This window comes from Brevibacillus parabrevis (assembly GCF_003710905.1).
GTDB classification, from domain to species: domain Bacteria; phylum Bacillota; class Bacilli; order Brevibacillales; family Brevibacillaceae; genus Brevibacillus; species Brevibacillus parabrevis.
In genome coordinates this window covers 162,187-183,751 of record NZ_RHHV01000002.1, presented here as the reverse complement: position 1 = coordinate 183,751, position 21,565 = coordinate 162,187, and the positions used below count along the sequence as shown (strand labels likewise).

The window sequence follows — 21,565 nt, the reverse complement described above, 5'->3', positions numbered from 1 at the left end:
CTCTGTGGAATGGCTAGTCTCGCTCCTGCACGCGACATTTTCCTGGATTTCGCTCAACTCCCTGCAAGCAAGCTTTCTGGTGCTGGTGATTTTGCTGTTCAAGCTGATTTTGGGCGGATATTTGCCTGCCCGCTTTCACTATGGCGTCTGGTTTCTGCTGATCATCAAGCTGGCCGTCCCTTTGTCTCTCGCAAGTCCGCTCAGTCTCTTTAATTGGCTGCCAGCTGCCTTTTCCACACCCGTGCCATATCCGTCCTCCCGAGCTGGAACCGCTGCTTTGCAAGTCGATGTTCCTCTTCAGCCGCCGCATTTTGTCGCGCATCCAGATACATATACATACATGCCGGAAGAGGCACGTTTCTTTTGGTTCGACCCGCTCTCTTTTTTGTGGCTGCTCGGGGTCATTGTTTTTGCTGTTGCGACAGCCTGGTCCGCCCGCAGCTTTTCGGCACGCAAATTGGACATTCAGCCAGTGCAAGACGTTGCGATTTTACAACTGTATGCGAGTTGCAAAAAGCAGCTAGGTATCGCCGCTTCTATTCCGTTGTCGATCAGCAGCGCCGTGACAAGTCCTGCCTTGCTGGGGATTTGGCGGCCGCGGATTCTTTTGCCCGCGCTGTTTTTGGAAAAGCTCGATGCAGACGAATTGCGCCATATTTTCTTGCACGAGCTTTGTCACTACAAACGGCATGACATCGCTGTGAACGGCCTGGCACACGCGCTGCTGATTCTAAACTGGTTCAATCCGCTGATGTGGTACGCCGTTTTCCGCATGAGGCAAGATCAGGAGGTTGCTTGCGACGCCATGACCCTTGCTTGTTTGCGCGAATCGGAAGTGACAGCGTACGGCTACACCATGGTCAAAGCGCTGGAATTGTATGCGAACCCACAACAAAGCGCCCTGACCGCCGGATTTGCCAGTTCAAAAAAATACATCAAAAGGAGAATCCACATGATCCGTCGATTTCAAAGGACCACGTATGCATGGGCCGCTTTCAGCATAAGCGCCATTATCGCTTTGGGCGCATTCACTTTGACAGGCGCCCAGGAAACATGGGGCAAAGAGCCGCTGTTCCACCTGCCTGTCGCGGGTGAGGTTGTAAGTGGCGGCGAGCAGTACGCCATTTCCATCATGAATAAAGAGAGCACCCCTGTCAAAGCGTCTGCCGCCGGAACCGTAATCAAAGCCGCTTATGATGCAAAATCTGGGAATCACGTTGTCGTTGCGCATGAAGACGGCTACCAAACCGTTTACGCGCATCTGGAAAAACTGGAGGTCGAGCAAGGCGCGCTCGTCGCCCAAGACCAGCTTATCGGGTTGCTGGGAAGCACGGGCCGCAGCACGGGGCCGCATCTTCTTTTCCAGATGACCAAAGATGGAGCGCCTGTTGATCCGTTGAAGTATTTGCCGCAACAAGCTGCTAACTGATAGAACATACGATGGAAGGCTCCGCCACGGTGTTGTGTGCGAAGCCTTTTTTCTTTTTTGGGCGGCGCTTTGCAGTTTGTGTCATCGGTACTTTAGGCGGGGCGAGGAAAGAGACGAATCGCTGTAGCTTCTTGGGATACCCTCTGTGGGCCTAGACTGCACGGTTCCGGGGAAAAAGCGAAACCGCGTCAAAAGCAGCGGACTCAGAGAAGCGGGGGCACGTTGACGCTTAAAACCGTGTTTCGCTTTTTCCTCGGAACCTCGGTCGGTATCCCAAAGAGCTTTCGCGGATTTCGTCTCTTTCCTCGTCAGGGGTTGGTTGTGGTCGGCGGGAGTTTCAAGGAAAAATGCCAATGCCAAAAAGCTTGCTCGGGCTGACGCTTTGTAGTTTGCTTCATCGGTACTTTAGGCGTGGCGAGGAAAGAGACGAATCGCTGTAGCTTCTTGGGATACCCCCTGTGGGTCTAGACTGCACGGCTCCGGGGAAAAAGCGAAACCGCGTCAAAAGCAGCGGACTCAGAGAAGCGGGGGCACGTTGACGCTTAAAACCGTGTTTCGCTTTTTCCTCGGAACCTCGGTCGGTATCCCAAAGAGCTTTCGCGGATTTCGTCTCTTTCCTCGTCAGGGGCTGGTTGTGGTCGGCGCGGGTTTCAAAGGAAATGCCAATGCCAAAAAGCTTGTTTGAGCTGACGCTTTGTAGTCTGCGTGATCGGGGATTTCAAAAAAACACAGAAACATGAGCAAGAGTCTTCTTGAAGACGGTCGCTTCATACAACCCGTTCATGAAAAAACTTGTTCAATTTCTGCTCTGGATTTTCCCCCCTGATCAACCATCCAAAAGCGATGTCCGACCAAAGCCACACGTTGGCCGAGGAAACAGGAGAAACAAGCGAAAGGGCTTTGGGACTCCTACCGAGACGGAGGTGAAAAAGGAAAACACGCCTTTAAGCGGCAACGTGCGTCCGCTTCCTCGATCTCGCTGCTTTTGACGCGGTTTTCCTTTTTCGCCGGAGACGGGCAGTCCACGCTTCCCCGCGAGAGGCCCAAGTCCCTACAGCGGTTTCTCCTGTCTCCTCTCTCCACTACAGCCGCGATCAACAACGCACTGAAAATTTTCATCCCAGATCAACTTTCAAATAAGCACTTTCCGACCAAAGCTTATCGTTGGCCGAGGAAACAGGAGAAACAAGCAAAAGGGCTTTGGGACTCCTTCCGAGACGGAGGCGAAAAAGGAAAACACGCTTTTAAGCGGCAACGTGCGTCCGCTTCTTCGATCTCGCTGCTTTTGACGCGGTTTTCCTTTTTCGCCGGAGACGGGCAGTCCACGCTTCCCTGCGAGAGGTCCACGTCCCTGCCGCGGTTTCTCCTGTTTCCTCTCTCCACCACAGCCGCGATCAACAACCGTACTGAAAATTTCCACCCCAGATCAATCTTTCAAAAAACCACGATCCGCCCAAAGCCTAACAGTCATCAATCCCAATCCCGCCAGCCAAAATACCGCCTGGCCAACGCTTTAAATCTAGCTTCGTCAATGCTCTCCTTCGTCACACGCCCATCGACCCACTCGGTAAACGTGGCATTCGTCAAAGTGATGTTTCCCGTAGGCGTCAACTGCGTCAGCAATGGGCTTTTGTTGAAAGGAGACTCGGCGTGATCAGCGATAATCGTCTGAATCTCATCGCATTCGAATAGCCCGGCAATCGGCCTTTCGGGGTCGAAAGCATACCCGATTCTCCACTCGGTATCCTTGTGCTTCAACTTCATCTCCAGCACATGGCTCCCATACTCGCTGTCCGTTCTGCCTACACGAAACTCTCCATTAGCAGAAGTCACCGTCTCACCGCTCAACGGAACAGGCTTCAGCGGCAAGTTCCCGCCAAACCCGGTGTCCACTAGATACTGCCGCCCTTGATGACGGAGCACAATCGTCAGATGCGTGCGTCCAATCGTCAAAAAGGCTCGTTCCGCAGGCTTATACACGACCCCTCTGGTCAAAACGGCATCAAAGCCGTTTTCCAGCAAAAAGAAATACAAAAGCGAGTTAAGCTCGTAGCACAGCCCGCCTTCCCGCTCCACCAATATTTTGCTCATCACATTTTCTTTGGTGATCGCTTTCGTTTGTTGCTCGATGACGCGCATATTTTCAAAAGGGATAGCCAGCGCTGCTTTTTCCAGAACCAAGTCCAGCTTTTCAAAAGGAATCGTCTCAGTTTCTGGAATGCCAATTCGTTGCCGAAACAAAGTATCGAACTCACCCATTTTGTCGCCCTCCTATATGCCAGCTATATGCCCAGCAGTTTCAGCTTGCGGTACAGCGTGCGGATTCCGATTCCCAGCTCTTCCGATACTTTCTGCTTTCCTTTCAGATCGGTTCCGTGCTTTTGCAAAGCAGCACGGATCGCGTCCGCTTGCACATCAGCGACGCGCGCCTTGATCGCAGTCGTCGCAGCAGAGTGGCCAGTGACCAACCGACTGCGCAGCCGGGGTGGCAAACTGCCTGGCGTGATGACGGAATCGCTCTCCATGTTCATCGCATATTCGATCGCGTTTTCCAGCTCTCTGACATTTCCCGGCCAGTCATACGCCTTGAGCACAGCCAACGTATTGGGGGAAAAGCCGAAAAAGCTGCGCCCCGTTTTCGTCACGCATTTTTGCAAAAAGGCATTCGCCAGCGGCTCGATATCCTCCCGTCTTTCGGCAAGCGGCGGAACGTGGAGCGGAATGACGTTCAGCCGATAGTAAAGGTCGGCGCGAAATGCCTTGTTCGCCACCAGCTCCTCCAAATTCTGATTCGTGGCCGCGATGACGCGAACGTTGATCGGAAACGCTCTCGTTCCACCGACACGCTCCACCACCATTTCCTGCAATACGCGCAGCAGCTTCGCTTGCAAAGACAGCGGCATATCGCCAATCTCGTCGAGAAACAGCGTCCCGCCATCTGCCAACTCGAATCGTCCCGGCTTGCCGCCTTTTTTGGCCCCTGTAAAAGCTCCGTCCTCATAGCCAAACAGTTCGCTTTCAAACAAGCTCTCGGGAATGCTCGCACAGTTGATCGCTACAAACGGATAAAACGCCCTGTTGCCGGAATCATGGATCGCTTTGGCCAGATGCCCTTTTCCCGTTCCTGTTTCACCTGTGATCAGCACCGTAGAGCTGCTGTCCTTGATCTTCCTTGCGATTTCCTTGACCTCGCGAATCGCCTCGCTGCTGCCAACCAGATGATCCAAGCCCTCATCTCTCAGAGACAGTGAACGTCGCTGCCCCGCTTGCGGCAGCGCAGTCGCAGGAGACTCCCGCGGGACGCGCAAAACCCCGCCGATCAGTTGGTTGTCGACAACGATTGGCGTCGCCTCCGCCGAAGCATCGAGCTTGTCGACAAGACAGTTGGCGACTGGCAAATAGTGCGCCGCCATGCCTGACAAGGACGGCAAAAACATCCGCGAGATGTCGGCGGGAAGCAGCTCGTTTTGGGCCAAAAGCATACGGGCGCTGGTGTTAGTATGGATGATATTGCCGCTGCGGTCAAAAGTCAGGTACGCGTCGTTCAGCGTATCAAGCGCCCCTTCCAGCAAAAGCTTTTCTTCATCGGCAGAGCTGGTTTGGGTAGCCGAATGAGTCTGGACGATCGTCGTAATCAACTCGCTTATTTCCAGCAAAATTTGCTGGTATTTCTCTGTATGCTTGGACAGGCGATGCTGCCCTTCTTTTGTAAAAGACGTGAGGGAAACGATCCCAATCGCCTGATCCGCAATCTTGATCGACGAGAGCAGCTCGACCTTTGCCGGACAACTGTCAAGAAAACGGCAGCCCTCGCACATTTCCATAAAACCCGGTTTGTCTACGAGAAACTGGCCTTTTGACAAGATGAACTGCAGCGAAGGAATATGCACATGGTTGCCCTTCTGTTTCAGATAGCGCTCTGTGCTGACCACCAGCAAACCACGTTCGTTGATGACGGCTGCATCGACGTTTAAAATGTCCGAAATGCCAGTGATCACTTTTTCGATAGCCGGCTTGTAGCGTTCCAGCGAAAGCATGCGCATCCCCCTTTGTTTCCTCTTCCTTTTAGTTTATTAAAAATTCAGATACCTTACAATCAAATTGCCTTTTGCCGTGTCAAAAATGGCAAATCGTTTGTCAATCGTGGCAAACAATACGTGTCTGCGCTTCTGGCGAAGAACGGCATAATCGCCATTTCTGGCATCAGACTGGCAGCGGAACTCGGAAAATCGTTGCCAAAAAAATATTGGCACAGAGCTTGCAACATGTAAGATCACAAAAGCAAAAGAAATGAAACAGCCAGGGAGGATCGATCAACCTTGCCAAACGTTAACGATATTTTTCAACTGGATGGAAAAATTGCCTTGGTCACAGGCGGCGCTTCCGGCATCGGCCTTGCCACTGCAAAGCGTCTCGCTCAATTCGGCGTCAAGGTCATGCTGCTCGACATCAATCAGGAGCTTGGAGAAAAAGCCGCAGGCGAGATTAACGAGTCTGGCGGGTTCGCCCAGTTTTTTATGTGCAACGTCGTTTCCCAAGCTGATTGTCAGCAAGTGGCCGAGTCGGTAGAGCAAGCTTTTGGCCGCATCGATATTTTGTTCAACAACGCTGGCGTCATCCGGCGCAAAACGGTCGTCGAGCTGGCGGAAGACGAGTGGGATCTCGTCATCGATGTATCGCTCAAAGGGGCGTACAACCTGTCCAAATTCGTCATTCCGATCATGGCGAAAAACGGCGGCGGCAGCATTATCAACACAGGCTCCGGCTGGGGCATCAAAGGCGGCGACAAGGCAGCAGCCTACTGCGCAGCCAAAGCAGGCATCGTCAACCTGACAAGGGCGATGGCAATCGATCACGGCCCGGAGAACATTCGCGTCAACTGCGTTTCGCCTGGCGATACGGACACGCCACTGCTGCGGGAAGAAGCTCGCCAGCTGAATAAGGAAGAAGGGGCTTTCCTCGTCTCCTCCGCGCAGGGCCGACCTTTGGAGCGTCTTGGCACGCCAAAAGATATCGCCAACGCCGTCCTGTTTTTTGCCAGTGACCTCTCGACTTGGGTGACAGGCTCCGTGCTGGTCGTAGATGGCGGCGGGCTGGCCTAGAAGCGGCTTTCCGTTCTTACATTCTTACATGACAGAAAAGTATGAAAAAATGGAGGGACACATACATGAGCGCCAAACCTTTTGCACATCCGTACATCCCGAACTCAGCGCCCGCTGTCAAAGAGCAGATGCTGAAGGAAATCGGGCTAGGCAGCATTGAGGAGATTTTTGCTGACATTCCGCAGGAGCTGCGCCTGAAAGAAAAAATGAACATTCCCCCTGCTTTGACCGAATACGAGCTGGAGCGACACGTCAACCAGCTCATGAACAAAAACATTACGACGAAAGAATACATCAGCTTTCTCGGGGCTGGCTGCTGGCCTCACTTCATTCCGGCTGTGTGCGACGAAATCAACTCGCGCGCCGAGTTTCTGACCGCTTATGCAGGTGAGCCATACGAGGACAAAGGACGCTTTCAAGCCCTGTTTGAATACCAGAGCCTGGTTGCCGAGTTGGTCGACATGGATGTCGTCAACGTTCCGACCTTTGACTGGGCGCAGGCTGCTTCTACTGCGCTGCGTATGGCAGCGCGCATTACGAAGCGCACCGAGCTGTTGCTCCCGAAAAACATCCATCCCGACAAGCTGCTGATCATCCGAAACTACACCTCCCCTGATCTGACGCTTACACTGGTGGACTTCACGGAAGATACCGGAGCTATCGATCTGGCAGACTTGCAGGCGAAGCTTGGCCCTAACACTGCCGCTGTCTATTTTGAAAATCCGTCCTTCCTCGGCTCGCTGGAAACGAACGGGCAATTGATTGCAGACCTCGCCCACGCTGCCGGGGCATTGTGTGTCGTCGGTGTCGATCCAAGCTCGCTCGGTGTCATGGAAGCGCCCGCCAACTACGGAGCGGATATCGTGTGCGGTGATTTGCAACCACTCGGTGTCCACATGCATTACGGCGGCGGTCAATCCGGGTTTATCGCGACGCACGACGATCCAACCTTCGTCATGGAATACCCTTCCCGCCTGTTTGGCATCGCGCCGACAGAAGTCGAAGGCGAGTATGGCTTCGGGGATGTGGCGTACGACCGCACCTCTTTTGCCAAACGGGAAAAAGGCAAAGAGTCTGTCGGTACGCAAACCGCCCTGTGGGGAATTACCGCAGGCGTGTATTTGGCGACCATGGGGCCGGACGGCATGGAAGAGCTTGGACAGGGCATCATGCAACGCTCCCAGTACGCCGCGAAGCAGCTCGCCTCCTTGCCTGGCGTCGAGCTGAAGTTTTCTGGTCCGTTTTTCAAAGAATTTGTCATCGACTTTTCGCAAACAGGCAAAACGGTCAAGGAGATCAACGCGGCTCTGCTCTCTCGCGGCATTTTCGGCGGCGTCGACCTGACCACACACGATCTGCAGCTTGAGCAATGCGCCCTTTTCTGCGTGACAGAAGTCCATTCCAAAGAAGAGATCGACGCGCTCGCTACTGCGCTTGCAAGCATCGTGTAAACAGGAAAAGGAGGAGATCAACGATGAAAACATCCGAAGGAACGATCGGGAAAATGAAGCGGATTCCCCGCGATCACAAAGTCAGACGCTTCCACCAGGCCAAGTGGGATGAGCCTGTCATTTTTGAACTGAGCCAGCCCGGCGAGCGAGGAGTCGAGGTTCCCCGCGTCGAGCAGGAGATTGTCGCATCTGTCGGAGACGGTGTGTCTCAGCTTCCAGACAGTCTGCGCCGCAAAAAGCGCCCCAATCTCCCGCAAATCAGCCAGTTCCGTGTGATTCGCCACTATTCCCGCCTGTCGCAGGAGGTGCTCGGCGCGGACTTTAACGTCGAGATCGGCCAAGGCACATGCACGATGAAATACTCGCCGAAAATCAACGAGCGCTTCGCCCGCTCGCCCAAAATGGCGGAGCTGCACCCTTTGCAAGACGAGTCCACCGTTCAGGGCATGCTGGAAATCACCTACAAGCTCGACCTGTTTTTGCGCGAAGTATCCGGCATGGACAAATTCTCCTTCCAGCCGGGCAGCGGCACGCAGGCACTGCTTACGCAAGCCTCTATCGTCCGCAAATACCACGAATCCCGCGGCGAAGGCGAGCTGCGCAACGAGTTTTTGACAACGCACTTTTCGCACCCGTCGCAAGCCGCAACCGCCGCAGTCAAAGGCTTCAAAATCATTTACGTGCCTGCCGACGAAAACGGCTACCCTGATCTGGAGGCGCTGAAAGGGCTTGTGTCGGAACGGACGGCTGCTTTTGCCGTAGCCAATCCGGAAGACACTGGCATCTACAACTCCCGCATCAAGGAATTTACCGACGTGGTTCACGCCGCAGGAGGGCTTTGCTGCTACGACCAGGCAAACGCCAACGGTTTGCTCGGCATTACCCGCGCCTTGGAAGCTGGCTTCGACATGTGCTTCTTCAACCTGCACAAAACCTTTTCCATCCCCCATGCCTGCGGCGGCCCTGCGACTGGAGCCATCGGCGTGACGGAAAAGCTGGAGGAGTTCCTGCCGGGTCCGCTCGTAGACTTCGACGGAGAGCGTTATTACTACAAGCGAGAATTGAAAAACAGCATCGGCAAAGTCCGCAGCTTCTACGGTGTGCCGCCGGCTGTCCTGCGCGCCTACGCCTGGATTCGGGCGCTCGGAGCGGAAGGGCTGGAAGAAGCAGCGAAAATCGCCTGCCTCAACAACAATTACTTGTACCACAAAATTTTGCAGATTCGCGGCGCCAGTGCCCCGTATATCAAGGGCCGCCGCCTGGAACAGGTTCGCTACAGCTGGCAGAAGCTCACCGAAGACACGGGCGTCACGACTTACGATGTCCAGCGGCGCATGGCTGACTTCGCCCACCATTACTGGACCAGCCATCACCCTTATATCGTGCCGGAGCCGTTCACGCTGGAACCGACCGAGTCGTATTCCAAAGCCGAGCTGGACGAATACATCGCAGCCTTGACCCACATCTCCCAGGAAGCATACGAAAATCCGGAAATCGTCCAAACCGCCCCCCACAACAGCACAGGCCACCGCGTCATCGAATCGGTGCTGGACGATCCCGAACAGTGGGCGATTACATGGAGAGCCTATTTGAAAAAAACGGATAAGGAATAGGGCGTTCTGCGCCCTGATTTCTTCATGGTGTTCCAGCAGGACCCTTAGCTCGTATTGTTTTGTTAGACAAAACAACCAGTGTGATTCCACGAAAGGAACCACACTGGTTGTTTCTTACCCAAGGTTTTTTCTGTATGTATCCTTGTATCTTTTTTCATACTCACATATAACGGATAGTTGCTTTGTATGAAACGATTCAGCAATTCCGTATTGAATAAGGCAAGAAAAATACTCTCTACATAATGCAAACAACTTATCTATCCATTCTTTCTCTGGCAATTCAGCCTGTACAATCGTATTTCCGTCTTTTACAGCTGTTAACAACAGTTTGTTTTCACCCGTTTGTCTCAGACCGATTGTAATTACGCCAAGACCGTAAATGTCTTCGCTAATTGTTTTTTTGGCACTCAAGTAGTAATCCTCAACCACGGCAATCAATTGCGTTAGCAGCCTGACATCACAAAAACGGAAATCAGATACTGACTTACCTTGATACGTGATCAAAAGTGCCTCTAAAAAATTGCTATCGCTTGGATCTATGGCTCTCTGAATTCCACTTTTGTTCTGAATAGAGAAAAAGGAAGTGTTTGCTTCTCTTTCGATAAAGCGAAAATCGATGTCATCTGAAGGTACAGCAATATGTAACCTCATATCAACCATACGAATGGGAACTCCTTATCTCGTTACGTTTTTTCCTTATACTCCGCTTTACCCGCCGCTCCCCTGCCCGCCAATCGCAACCACGCTCCAGTTCGCATTGACAGTCGCCTTGACCACTTTTCGTTCCAGCAAGTACGTCGCCAGCAGTTCCGCGATCTCGATCGCCAGCTCGCGAACGACTGGCTTGTGCTGGAACATCGTGTAGTTGCCGCCCCCACCCGCACGGTAATGATTCATGACGACCTCGTACTCGGCAGCCATCTCAAGCGGCTTGTGCTCTTGCGTCAAAAATTCGATTCGCTGTCCCAGCGGCTTTGCGACATTGATCCGGTATTCGATGCCTTCCCACATGTCATAGTTGTAGTGCTGCGGCTTTGGTGCGAGAAAGCGCGGGCTGACGACGATTTCTCCCGTCTCGTTCAGATCAAAGTAGCCTGCCGTCTGCTCCAATGCATCCTTGATATCCTGTCCGGTCACACGCAATACTTTTAGCGTATTCGGATAAATGTAGTTGCTGACGATATCGCGCATGGTCACGTTTTCCGCAAATCCGGCTGCGGCATTGTCAAACAGCGCCGTACTCGAAATCGCGGCCCCTGACATCTCGATCTGCACCCGATTGATAAACTCGATGAACGGATGCTCCTGCAATCTCGCCGCCAGCGGATCAGTTATGCGCATATTGCCTTCAATTCGACCGATTGGCTGATCCAGCCATTGCTGCGTCTCTGCCTCGTAATCCGCTGCCAGCTCCAGCAGGGACGCATCTGGCTGCACGCCCTCTGCCGACAGCAGACTGACCTGTTTTTGCCTAATCTCCCATCGCGACTCCTTTGCCCGCAAATTCAGGACGACTTTTCCCGCCATCCGTCCTTCGTGCCCCGGCTGCACGATCGCGACACCGTGAACAGTGGCAGCGAGCATCCGATGCTGATGTCCCGTCAGCAAAACATCGATGCCCTCGACAGATGCGCACAGCTCGTATCCTTGATTCTCCGTAGTGAGCGGTTCGGTCGGTTCCCCTGTCTCGGCATCCCGTTCCAACCCGCCGTGATAGGCGACCACAACAACGTCGACCGCTTCTTCTTCGCGCAAAAAGCGCACCCAGTAGCGGGCCGTTTCGACCGGATCGCGAAACTGAATGCCAGCAATATGCGCCGGATTTTCCCAATGCGGGATATAAGAAGTAGTCAGGCCGATTATGCCTATCGCAAGCCCGTTTGCGAAGCGCTTGACTGTGTACGCTCGGCCAAAAAAGGGCTTTCCGTCCGCATCGGTCAAATTCGCGCACAGCCAGGGGAAGCGGCTTTCGCTCATCGCCTTTTGCAAAAACGGCAACCCGTAATTAAACTCATGGTTTCCCGGTATAGCGGCATCATAGCCCAATTCGTTCAGGCAGAGAATCATCGGGTTCGGCTGCTCGTGGCTGATGCGGGCATGGTGATAGGCAAGCGGCGTACCTTGGATCAGGTCGCCACAGTCGATGACAAGCAACTGATCCGCCCGCTGTTTCTCTTCCCTGATTCGGGCTGCCAGTTTGGCCAATCCCAGCTCTTTTGGCTCATGATTGGCATAAGAATGCGGGAAAATGCTCCCGTGCAAATCACTCGTTTGCAAAATCGTCAAGGTGCATTCCTGATCAGGTGCCAGCATGTTGATTCACTCCGTTCTCTCTCGCGCTTCTTCCCCTATCATAGCGGATTCGCCTGCTGAAAAACCGCTTTTCACAAGAGCTTTACGGTAATTTGACAATCGTCCCAACCATGTTTGATCTGATCAAATTTGTTCATCCATGCCCTGCTCTTCAACCTTTTTGTCGCTCCGGTCAGGCGGGCGGTGCAAGCTTCTTTGCAGTCGCTGCTCAATGATTCGCGGCTGCTCCGTCTTCAACAAGTGGACGATGTAAAACAAGGTGCCTATAATAACGCAAAATCCAGAAAACAGCCGCCCTGTTCACAGACGACTGTTGTCTCATACCAGCTTGGTTAGATCACTTTTTTCACCGTGAAAAAGAACGGAATCAACACTTTCGATTGCGGGAACTCGAAGCCGAGCTGCCACGCGCCTACACCGCGCAGACGGTACTCGTAAACCAGCCTGTATTTTTCAGCGCGGCCGCGCACGTTTTCGAACCAGACAATGTGCTTCCTCCCATTTTCATCCCAGTACGTAAAATGCGGCTGCTGGTACTCGGCAGAAAACTGGATCGGCACCGAGTAGCGCATCGATAGCTGGACAGCATCGGCTACTCTCACAGGCTGCGCGCTCACGACGTTGTCTCCCTGCATCATCCAGTTGTAGCCGTAACGCGCGACTCCCAAAATGATTTTTTTCCGGTTCATCTGGGAAATGGCGTACTCGATCGTGCGGCGCACTTCCCCAATCGGGGCGACTGGGCCAGGCTCGCTTCCTGCTTCATGGTAGTCATACGTCATGAGAAAAACGAAGTCCACTGCCGCGCCGATCCCTTTGTAGTCGTAGCCTTTCAGCCACTCGACTTCATCGTTTGTCTTCGCAGGCAGCGCGACCGAAAGAAAGTAACCGTGCGGCTTCAACCGCTGCCGCAAAGCGCGCAGGAAGTTCGTATACAAATCGCGTTCCTGCGGGCGAACCAGCTCGAAGTCAATGTTTACGCCCGCGTAATTTTTCGTCCGCACCAGTGTGTAAATGTTGTCGATCAGACGTTGGGTCTGCTCGCGACTGTTCAGGATTTGCCGAACCAGCTCTGCATTGAAGCCCGTTGCCGTCAGATTGGTAATGACGGCCAGCGGCGCAACACGATGCCGTCTGCTGGCACGAATGACAGCCGCATCGTCCAGCTGGCTAAGGGCACCGCCAGGTAAAAGATGGTGCTCGAAAATGCCGTAATACGTGTTGTTCGCGGCTGAATTGACGATGATTTTCTCGTCATTTTCCGGTGTCGTCAGCAGCAAATAACTGAAGTTTTCCACTGGATACTTGGCTCTGGCTGGCAGTCTGAGCCTTTTGCCGGGAGTAAGCGCGTACGAAGTCAGTCCGTTCGCTTCCTGCAACGCCTTTGGAGTCACAAAACTCATCTGGGCGATGGCATACAGCGAATCGCCTGGCTGGACGATGTATGTTTTTGTCGGGATAACCAAATCCTGCCCGGGCACGAGCGTCGTTACTGTCAAACCGTTGGTCGATTGCAAGACCGCCATCGGAACCTCGAATTTCGCGGCGACAGAATAGAGAGAATCACCCGGTTTTACTGTGTAGATGAACATGTAGACGCTCCTTTTTGCCATTTCATACGATGTACATTTATATGAGGCAGGCGATAAAAAGGAGCTTGCACCCATTGCGATCCAACCGTAGCGGGATAAGCAGCACGCAAAAAAGTGCCCAGCCGGGAGCTTCCTTCCCAGCCAGACACTTTTCTCGATCAAGATGACGCCACACTGTCACTCGCCTGAAAAAACCGTTCCACCAGCTCTGGCGAAACATCTGCCAACGTGCGGTACGCATAACGCGGAGAGCGGTCCTTGTCGATGAGCACCGAGCGCACCCCTTCAAAAAAATCGGGATGGCGCATGAAGTTTTGCGCAAGCACGAGGTCAGTCGCAAAGCATTCTTCTCTCGTCTTGCCTTTTCCGTCAATCAGCTGCTTCAAGGTGACTTTCAGCGAGCTTGGTGATTTTGACAGCAAAGCCTCGATTGTTTCTCTCGCAAACTCGCTCTCTTCTGCTGCCAGGGACGCAACGATTTCCTCCAGCGTGGCAAAAGCAAAATGACGATCAATCTGCTCGCGCACTCCGGCAAGCCTCCCTGCCCCTGCCGGATTTTCTGCATAGGTAGCCACAAGCCTGTTCAACTCAGCCTCCGTTCCGTCTCCCGCCGCTGACCAATCCTTTCGCTCCAGCGCAAGCAGAAACGATTCCAGCCGCTCACTCGCCATATACGCGTCTGCTGCCTGGCTGTACAATACATCGGGAGCCTGAATGATCGCGGCAGTCAAGGCGAGATACTTGCCGATTTGTCCTGGCGCTTGATTCAAAAAATAGGCGGCGCCTACATCAGGGAAAAAGCCGATATTCATTTCCGGCATGGACCACTTCGTGCGTTCCGTCACAATGCGGTGGCTGGCACCGTAGGTCAACCCTACGCCTCCACCCATCACCACCCCGTCGAGGACGGCGACCACTGGCTTGGCGAACTCGTAAATCAACTGGTCCACCTGATATTCGTCCGCAAAAAATCGGACAGCTTTTTCCATGGCTTCTGCACTTGTATTCGCTTCGTACAGCGCTTTGATATCCCCGCCAGCGCAAAGCCCCTTCGACCCTTCGCCTTTTACAACCACCAGCCGAACCTGCTCATCACTCGCCCACTCTTGCAAACGTTGTCCAATCGCTGCAATCATCTCGTGCGTAAGCGAATTGATTGCCTTGGGACGATTCAGCGTGATCGTCGCCAGACCGTGTTCGCCAACGGAAAACAGAACGTCTTGTGTCATCAAATCTCCTCCTGTCAGGAATGAGTAAACTGCGGCTGCCGCTTCTCGATAAAAGCTTGGATGCCTTCTTTGGCATCTGCGGTCGCGAACAGCTCGGCGAATTTCTCCCGCTCTTTCTCCAAACCTTCCGCCAAGCTGCCTTGACCGCTATGCGTAATGCACGCAAGCGCTCGCGTCACACTTGTCATGCTCTTCCCTTCGATGAGCGACTGGGCGACGATCGTCGCTGTAGGCAGCAGCTCTTCCAAAGGCACGACAGCCTGCACCAGGTTGAGGCTGGCCGCTTCCTCCGCCGTCAGCTGTTTGCTGCTCAAAATGAGCTGCGTCGCGAGCGCCGTGCCGACCGCTTTGCTGAGCCGCTGTGTTCCGCCAAAAGCCGGAATCAAGCCCAGCTTCAACTCAGGCAAGCCTACAATCGCATTTTGTGCAGCGATCCGGTAGTGGCAGCCAAGCGCCAATTCCAGCCCGCCGCCCAGTGCAGGGCCATTGATTGCGGCAATGACAGGCTTTTGCATGTTTTCGACTTCGTTGCACAGAGCCTGCCCGGCCGCGGCCAGAGCAAGCGCTTTTTCCGGATCGCCGAATGCCGAAACAAATTCCTTGATATCCGCCCCTGCTACAAAAAAGCGGCCCGCTCCCGTCAAGATGATGGCCTTCGTCTCTTCATCCTGGTCCAGCTCCCGAAAAAGGGCGCGCAGCTCATGAATGCACGCCGACGATAGCGTATTTGCTGGCGCGTGATTGATCTCCACCGTTGTGACTCCGGCGTCCTTTTTGACCTTGGCAAATGCGTACATGTTCATCTTTCCTCCCTTCGTTCTGCACACTTCCCGCTACACAAAATAACGCGCGCGATTCGTGATCTCTTTGGCAATCGCCCGTTTTTTTACAAACAGATTTTCGTAGAGGGGCACCGGAAGATTGCGAATTTGCTGGAGGATTTCCGCCCGCTTCTGCGCATCCGTCTCCGCGCCGGATACAAGCGATATCGCCGCTTCCTCTACCCGCCGATACCCTTCCTCGCACAATACATCTGCGACGGCTTGCTTGATCGCTTCTTTACCCGGACCGTTCGTACGGATGGCCTTTTGCGTACGGAGCAGTGCCGATTCCATGACGTACAAGTCCTTCACGATGTCAGCCAAGAGGCGCAAATACTCTTGCTCCTGGTCAACCTGTAGCGCGGAATGCCCAATCGTGTACAAAGACTGCTGACACAAACGTCTGGCAAACGCGACAAACCGTTCGTTTCGCCCGGCTTCACCGCCAGCGATCACCGGAGAGAGTGGAAGTGATTCGGGGCTGCCTGCATATTTTTTCATTAAAATTTTGCCAATCGTCAATCGGTTGATTTCGTTGGTTCCCTCAAAAATCCGGCTGATTCTGGCATCGCGATACAGACGTTCTACCTCGTATTCCTGCATGTAGCCATACCCGCCATGTATTTGCACAGCCTCGTCCACGGCTTGATCCTGCACTTCGGAGCCGTACACTTTATTGATCGCGCACTCCATGGCAAAATCGGCAAGCTTTTTGAGCATGTCTTCGCTGTCGTTTACGGCTTGCAAAGCGTCATCCAGCGCCCCGGCTGTGCGGTAGGCTGCGCTTTCCGCTCCGTAGATGGACACCGCCATATTGGCGATTTTCTCCTGGATCATCGTGAAGTCGACGAGCGATTTTTGAAATTGCTTGCGGACTTTTCCGTACGTGACCGCCAGTTGTAGCGCTTGTTTGGCCGAGCCGATGTTGGAAAACGCCAGCTTTAGCCGCGCCATGTTCAAAATGTTCAGCGCGACCCGATGGCCTTGCCCCGGTTTGCCGAGGACATTTGCCTGCGGAACATGCACATCCTCCAACAGCAACGTAGCCGTGGACGAGCCTTTGATCCCCATTTTTTTCTCTTCCGGCCCGACAGACACTCCCGGATACATCCGTTCCACGATAAACGCCGTCATGCCTTCGCTCGTATTGGCAAAAACAACGTACACATTCGCCAACTGCGCGTTTGTAATCCACTGTTTTTCCCCGTTCAAAATCCAGCCAGTTCCATCCTCGTTCAACACCGCGCTCGTTCTCGCGTGCAGCGCGTCAGATCCGGCATTGGACTCTGTCAATGCGTACGCGCCGATCCATTCTCCCGCGGCGAGCTTGGGCAAGTAGCTTTGCTTCTGCTCCGCCGTGCCAAAATAGACGTACGGCAAAGTTCCCACACCTGCATGAATGTTGAAGGACACGCTGAACGACCCGGCAAACCCCATCTTTTCCGCGACCAGTCCCGCGACTTTTTTGTTCAGGGAAAGCCCGCCGTATTGCTCGGGCACCTCGATCCCGAGCAGGCCAAGCTCGCCTGCCTTGCCAAACAACTTACTCCCTGCGGCATAATCGTGTTGCTCGATCGCCGTCATTTTCGGGGCCACATCTTGTTTGACAAACAACTCGGTCGTTTTGGCGATAAGCTGATCTTCCTCGGTAAAATCTTCGGGCGTAAACCCATCCTGATACCAGCGCAGCTCGGCTGTTTCCATCCTGCCCCCTCCTTTCACCTGCAAACAAACGAGAAAAACGGCGATGATCCGATTCACAGCAAGCAGTCATTTTGCTCAAGAATGCGTATCATCGCCTCTTATGGTGTGCCGTCAACGATGTGCCTGGCGCTATTGTTCGTCTGTGAGAACCGTCTTGGCTATCCGGTTGTCCAGCTCCTCATATCGGTAGTACGAGATCGCCTCGTACAGCTCGCTGCGGGTCTGCATGTCGGACAGCGCTGCTTTTTGCGTCCCGTGCGTCTTGATCATTGAGAAAATGCGTTCATACGCTTTCGCGGCTGCCCGAAGCGACGTCACGGGATAGATGACCATTTGGTAGCCCATCTCGGCAAACTGCTGCGCCGAATAGTACGGCGTTTTTCCAAATTCGGTCATGTTGGCGAGCAAAGGCACCTTGATTTTTTCCGCGAACAAACGGAACTCCCCCTCCGATTCCAGCGCTTCCGGAAAAATGGCATCCGCTCCCGCTTCCACATACGCCGCTGCTCGTGCAATCGCTGCCTCCAGTCCCTCCACAGAACGCGCATCTGTCCGTGCCACAATCAGTAAAGTAGGGGCAACTTCTTTCATGACGCTGATTTTTTGCGCCATTTCTTCGGTTGTGACCAACTGCTTCCCGTTCAAGTGACCGCACTTTTTCGGAAGCTGCTGATCCTCGATCTGCACCGCCGCGACGTGAGCTTCGACCATTTCCCGCGCGGTGCGGGCCGCGTTCAGCACGCCGCCAAATCCCGTATCGATATCGACCAGCACAGGCAAGTTGGTGGCTCGTACGAGGTCTTTCGCGCGTTCAGCCGTTTCGGATGAAGTGACGATGCCCAAATCCGGCAAGCCCCTGCTCGCGGTATAGGCAGCCCCTGACAAGTACAGAGCCGAAAAGCCCGCCTGTTTGGCGACGATAGCAGCCATTGCGTCGTGCGCTCCGGGTATTTGCAAAATGTCAGGCGCCGACATGAGCGAGCGCAGTCGTTCGGCCAGCTCCTTTTGCGTCATAGGTTGATCCACGATCCACGCCAAGCCAAACGCCTCCTTATCCGATCAAAAACAGATTCATAAACTCGTTCACGCGCATCTGCCCCAATTGCTCGTGGTCAAAGCAGACTTGCTCGATTTTGCGCTGCTGCCCGGCTGGGAAATGGGTACGCAATGTATCCGAAAACTTTTCCTCGATCTTCGGAATCGCTTCCTGACGGCGGAAACGGTGTCCGAGCGGATATTCGCACTCGACGTTCTCCGTCTTCGTTCCATCCTTGAAGTGAATCTGTAGCGCATTTGCGATTGAGCGCTTGTTCGGATCGAGGTAATCGTACGTGTACTGCTTGTTCTCGATCACCTTCATTTTCGCGCGCAGACTGTCTATTCTCGAGTCGCTGGCGGTTTCGTCTTCGTAATGCTCCGCTGTAATCGTTCCTTTGAGCAGAGCAATGGCGGTAATGTATTGCAGGCAGTGGTCACGGTCAGCCGGATTGTGCAGCGGGCCGACCTTGTCGATAATCCGGATAGCCGATTCATGAGTCGTAATCGTGATGGAATCGATCTCTTCCAGTCGGTCGATGACTTGCGGGTGCAGCGTTACGGCGCACTCTGCTGCGGTTTGGGCGTGGAACTCTGCCGGATACGATACTTTGAACAGCACGTGCTCCATCACGTAGGAGTCGAGCGGTCGAGCGAGCTTCAGTTCTTTTTTGTTGAACAAAACGTCCTGGAATCCCCAGCCTGGCGCAGACAGTGCGGACGGGTAGCCCATTTCTCCTTTTAGCGCCATCAATGCCAGATGCACGCCCCGGCTGGTCGCGTCTCCCGCAGCCCATGACTTGCGCGATCCCGTATTCGGCGCGTGGCGATAAGTGCGCAGGCTGGAATTGTCGATCCATGCGTTGGACAAGGCGTTAATGATCTCTTCCCGGCCCCCGCCCAGCAGCTTCGTCACGACCGCAGTCGTAGCGATTTTGACGAACAGAACGTGATCAAGCCCCACGCGGTTCAAGCTGTTTTCCAGCGCGAGCACTCCCTGAATCTCGTGCGCCTTCACCATCATTTCCAAAACATCGCGCACGACGAGCGGTTCTTTTCCTTCTGCCAGGCGCACGCGGCTCACATAGTCGGCTACAGCCAAAATGCCTCCCAGGTTGTCGGACGGATGTCCCCACTCGGCTGCCAGCCACGTATCGTTGTAGTCGAGCCAGCGAATCATGCATCCGATGTTGAACGCTCCGCGCACAGGATCAAGCACATACGCTGTGCCGGGAACACGGCTGCCGTTCGGAACGACTGTGCCCGGGACGATAGGCCCCAACAGCTTCGTGCACTCGGGATAGGACAAGGCCAAAATGCCGCATCCGAGCGTGTCCAACAGTACGTAGCGCGCGGTCTGGAACGCCTCCTCGCCCGTAATCTCCTTCGTCAGCACATAGTCTGCGATCTCCTCCAGCAACTGGTCTGTTTTCGTGCGATCATTCATTTTCAACAAGCGACTCATTCCTTTCTGCTTGGATTGGATTTAGGCGTGGCGTTGGCCGATGTAGTTGACCCGTGGACGGAAAAGGCGGTTGTGGCTATGCTGCTCGATGACGTGTGCGCACAGCCCCACTGTTCTTGCGCTGAAAAAGATCGGTGTGTACAGCGGAATCGGAATCCCCAGCATCCAGTAAACCGGAGCGGCATAGTAGTCCAGATTCGGGTAAATGCCCTTCTCGCGCTCCATGATTTTTTCGCCTGCCTCGCACATCTGGTACAGCAAGTCGTCGCCTTTTGCATCACACAATTGCTTCAGGGCGTCCTTCATCATCAGTGCGCGCGGGTCGATCTTTTTCATGTACACGCGGTGCCCGAAGCCCATGATCCGCGCCTTGTTGGCCAGCTTGGACTCCAGCAAAGCTTCAAACTCCTTGACCGAGCCTGCCTCAAGCAGCATGTGCATCACCGCTTCGTTCGCGCCGCCGTGCAAGTTCCCTTTCAAGGAAGCGACCGCCCCCGTCAACGCCCCGTACAAATCCGACATCGTCGAGGCAATGACGCGTGCCGTAAACGTCGAATTAGGCATCTCATGCTCGCTGTACAAAACAAGCGAGCGGTCGAAGATGGCTTCTTCAAAGTCGGACGGGATTTTGCCCGTGATCATGTACAGGAAATTCGCACTGTACGACAGCTCCGGCAGCGGCGCGATCAGCGCTTCCTTTTGAATCACGCGGTAGCTGTTGGCGACGATGTTCGGCACTTTGCCCAGCAGCTTGTAAGCCCGCTCCTTGTTGGCTTGCGCCGTGCAGTTGTCCAGTTGGCTGTCGTATCCGGCAAGCGCAGAAAGCCCGGTGCGCAAGCCGTCCATCGGATGCGTTTTTTCCGGCAGCAGCTTGAGCATGTCGAATACTTGGTTCGGTATGTCGTACTCGGCTTTCAGCTTTTCTTCCACTTCTCGCTTTTGCTGTTCGTTCGGCAACGATTCTTCCAGCAAAAGATGGACGATATCCAAGTAACGATGCGCTTTGGACAGCTCGATCAAATCGTATCCTTTGATGACGATTTCCCCTTGCTTCGTATCCAAAAAGGAAATGCTCGTTTCCGCAGCGACTACACCTTCCAGACCTGGAAAAAACTTTTCTTCAGCTCCCATTCTCTTCATCCTCCGCCCCGATTAAGTTGACCTTTAGACGTTGATAAGCCTTGTCGAGATTGTGCAAAAGCTTTTCTTGATCTGCCTGATTTTCTGCTCGCCTGATGACCTCTGCTTTTAATTTCGCGTAATGCGCTTTGATCGCGCTCGGGTTCTCTATCGTCAAGTTGTTCATAATGCACGCCTGAAAATCGTTGGTGAAATACTCCACCGTTCCAAACAAAAAATCACTCATCCGTCACGTACCCTCCTGAAAATCCGCACAAAAAAACAACTTCCGCAGAAGTTGTTAAGAGGCGAATGAATACCGAAATAAGCATGCTGATTGTGAAAATCAAAAACACGCCTATCCATCTCGCACTTAACACCCCCTATCCTCGTAGGTATTGATGTTGCGCTCAAACAGGCAGGTCTCCTGGCTTATGATCATCGCTTTTCGAACCTTCCCATTTTCGGCTGGCGAAAACAGTGGTATCTTCGAATCGCTCCCAATTACAGTTGCGGGACAGCGTCGGATTCGAACCGAACTTCCCTTTTAAGCAGATAAAAGTGTTGAATTTATCTGCACCTGTTTGTACACGTATGAAGTTGCTCTCAATATATCAGTTATTTTGAAAATTAACAATTCTTTTCTTTGCTAAATATTGGATATTTCAGCCATAGAAAAAGCCAGCCCATCT

Annotated in this window: 16 protein-coding genes and 1 riboswitch; of the genes, 4 read left to right on the top strand and 12 right to left on the bottom strand. The window is 53.6% G+C overall.

Features of this window, described 5'->3' with window-relative positions; all coding sequences use genetic code 11:
- Positions 1–4 precede the first annotated feature (4 nt).
- Entirely contained in the window at positions 5–1,429 is a 1,425-nt protein-coding gene (locus tag EDM60_RS01410) for a M56 family metallopeptidase (protein ID WP_122962353.1), read from the top strand.
- 1,470 nt (positions 1,430–2,899) lie between these two features.
- On the opposite strand, the gene EDM60_RS01405 is transcribed toward EDM60_RS01410, so the two are convergent.
- Both EDM60_RS01405 and EDM60_RS01400 read right to left on the bottom strand, forming a co-directional pair.
- The gene (locus tag EDM60_RS01405; protein WP_122962352.1) at positions 2,900–3,688 is read right to left on the bottom strand and encodes an arylamine N-acetyltransferase family protein; all 789 of its coding nucleotides are present in this window, start codon (positions 3,686–3,688) and stop codon (positions 2,900–2,902) included.
- Positions 3,689–3,711: 23 nt separating this feature from the next.
- A complete protein-coding gene (locus tag EDM60_RS01400) occupies positions 3,712–5,466 on the bottom strand; it encodes a sigma-54 interaction domain-containing protein (RefSeq protein WP_122962351.1) in 1,755 nt (584 codons plus the stop codon).
- A gap of 282 nt (positions 5,467–5,748) precedes the next feature.
- Here EDM60_RS01400 and EDM60_RS01395 point away from each other — a divergent pair, with 282 nt between their 5' ends.
- From EDM60_RS01395 to gcvPB, 3 genes are all read left to right on the top strand, one after another.
- Positions 5,749–6,531: an SDR family NAD(P)-dependent oxidoreductase gene (locus tag EDM60_RS01395; protein ID WP_122962350.1), complete on the top strand. Its 783-nt coding sequence runs from the start codon at positions 5,749–5,751 to the stop codon at positions 6,529–6,531.
- Positions 6,532–6,596: 65 nt separating this feature from the next.
- The gene (gene gcvPA / locus EDM60_RS01390; protein WP_122962349.1) at positions 6,597–7,982 is read left to right on the top strand and encodes an aminomethyl-transferring glycine dehydrogenase subunit GcvPA; all 1,386 of its coding nucleotides are present in this window, start codon (positions 6,597–6,599) and stop codon (positions 7,980–7,982) included.
- 23 nt (positions 7,983–8,005) lie between these two features.
- A complete protein-coding gene (gene gcvPB / locus EDM60_RS01385; RefSeq protein WP_122962348.1) occupies positions 8,006–9,595 on the top strand; it encodes an aminomethyl-transferring glycine dehydrogenase subunit GcvPB in 1,590 nt (529 codons plus the stop codon).
- A gap of 114 nt (positions 9,596–9,709) precedes the next feature.
- Here the strand turns inward: gcvPB and EDM60_RS01380 are convergent, their stop codons facing one another.
- The 10 genes from EDM60_RS01380 to EDM60_RS01335 all read right to left on the bottom strand — a co-directional run bounded on the left by EDM60_RS01380 (position 9,710) and on the right by EDM60_RS01335 (position 21,120).
- Positions 9,710–10,255: a hypothetical protein gene (locus EDM60_RS01380; RefSeq protein ID WP_122962347.1), complete on the bottom strand. Its 546-nt coding sequence runs from the start codon at positions 10,253–10,255 to the stop codon at positions 9,710–9,712.
- Positions 10,256–10,303: 48 nt separating this feature from the next.
- A complete protein-coding gene (locus EDM60_RS01375; RefSeq protein WP_122962346.1) occupies positions 10,304–11,908 on the bottom strand; it encodes a bifunctional metallophosphatase/5'-nucleotidase in 1,605 nt (534 codons plus the stop codon).
- A gap of 332 nt (positions 11,909–12,240) precedes the next feature.
- A complete protein-coding gene (locus EDM60_RS01370; protein ID WP_122962345.1) occupies positions 12,241–13,500 on the bottom strand; it encodes a glycoside hydrolase family 18 protein in 1,260 nt (419 codons plus the stop codon).
- A gap of 158 nt (positions 13,501–13,658) precedes the next feature.
- Entirely contained in the window at positions 13,659–14,729 is a 1,071-nt protein-coding gene (locus tag EDM60_RS01365) for an enoyl-CoA hydratase/isomerase family protein (RefSeq protein WP_122962344.1), read from the bottom strand.
- A 14-nt stretch (positions 14,730–14,743) separates the two neighbouring features.
- Positions 14,744–15,532 (bottom strand): enoyl-CoA hydratase-related protein, encoded by a 789-nt coding sequence (locus tag EDM60_RS01360; RefSeq protein ID WP_122962343.1) that lies wholly within the window; start codon positions 15,530–15,532, stop codon positions 14,744–14,746.
- A 30-nt stretch (positions 15,533–15,562) separates the two neighbouring features.
- Positions 15,563–17,254 carry an acyl-CoA dehydrogenase family protein gene (locus EDM60_RS01355; RefSeq protein ID WP_122962342.1) on the bottom strand — a complete coding sequence of 564 codons (1,692 nt, stop codon included), beginning with the start codon at positions 17,252–17,254 and terminating at the stop codon, positions 15,563–15,565.
- 129 nt (positions 17,255–17,383) lie between these two features.
- Complete coding sequence (gene prpB, locus EDM60_RS01350) at positions 17,384–18,268, bottom strand: methylisocitrate lyase (protein ID WP_409362254.1); 885 nt, start codon at positions 18,266–18,268, stop codon at positions 17,384–17,386.
- A 37-nt stretch (positions 18,269–18,305) separates the two neighbouring features.
- The gene (locus EDM60_RS01345) at positions 18,306–19,736 is read right to left on the bottom strand and encodes a bifunctional 2-methylcitrate dehydratase/aconitate hydratase (protein ID WP_409362255.1); all 1,431 of its coding nucleotides are present in this window, start codon (positions 19,734–19,736) and stop codon (positions 18,306–18,308) included.
- Positions 19,737–19,775: 39 nt separating this feature from the next.
- Positions 19,776–20,885 carry a citrate synthase gene (gene mmgD, locus EDM60_RS01340; RefSeq protein ID WP_122962339.1) on the bottom strand — a complete coding sequence of 370 codons (1,110 nt, stop codon included), beginning with the start codon at positions 20,883–20,885 and terminating at the stop codon, positions 19,776–19,778.
- The gene (locus EDM60_RS01335) at positions 20,875–21,120 is read right to left on the bottom strand and encodes a hypothetical protein (RefSeq protein WP_122962338.1); all 246 of its coding nucleotides are present in this window, start codon (positions 21,118–21,120) and stop codon (positions 20,875–20,877) included. Before EDM60_RS01335 ends, mmgD begins: the two co-directional genes overlap by 11 nt.
- Positions 21,121–21,273: 153 nt before the next feature.
- A riboswitch (cobalamin riboswitch) is annotated at positions 21,274–21,472 on the bottom strand.
- Positions 21,473–21,565: the final 93 nt, after the last annotated feature.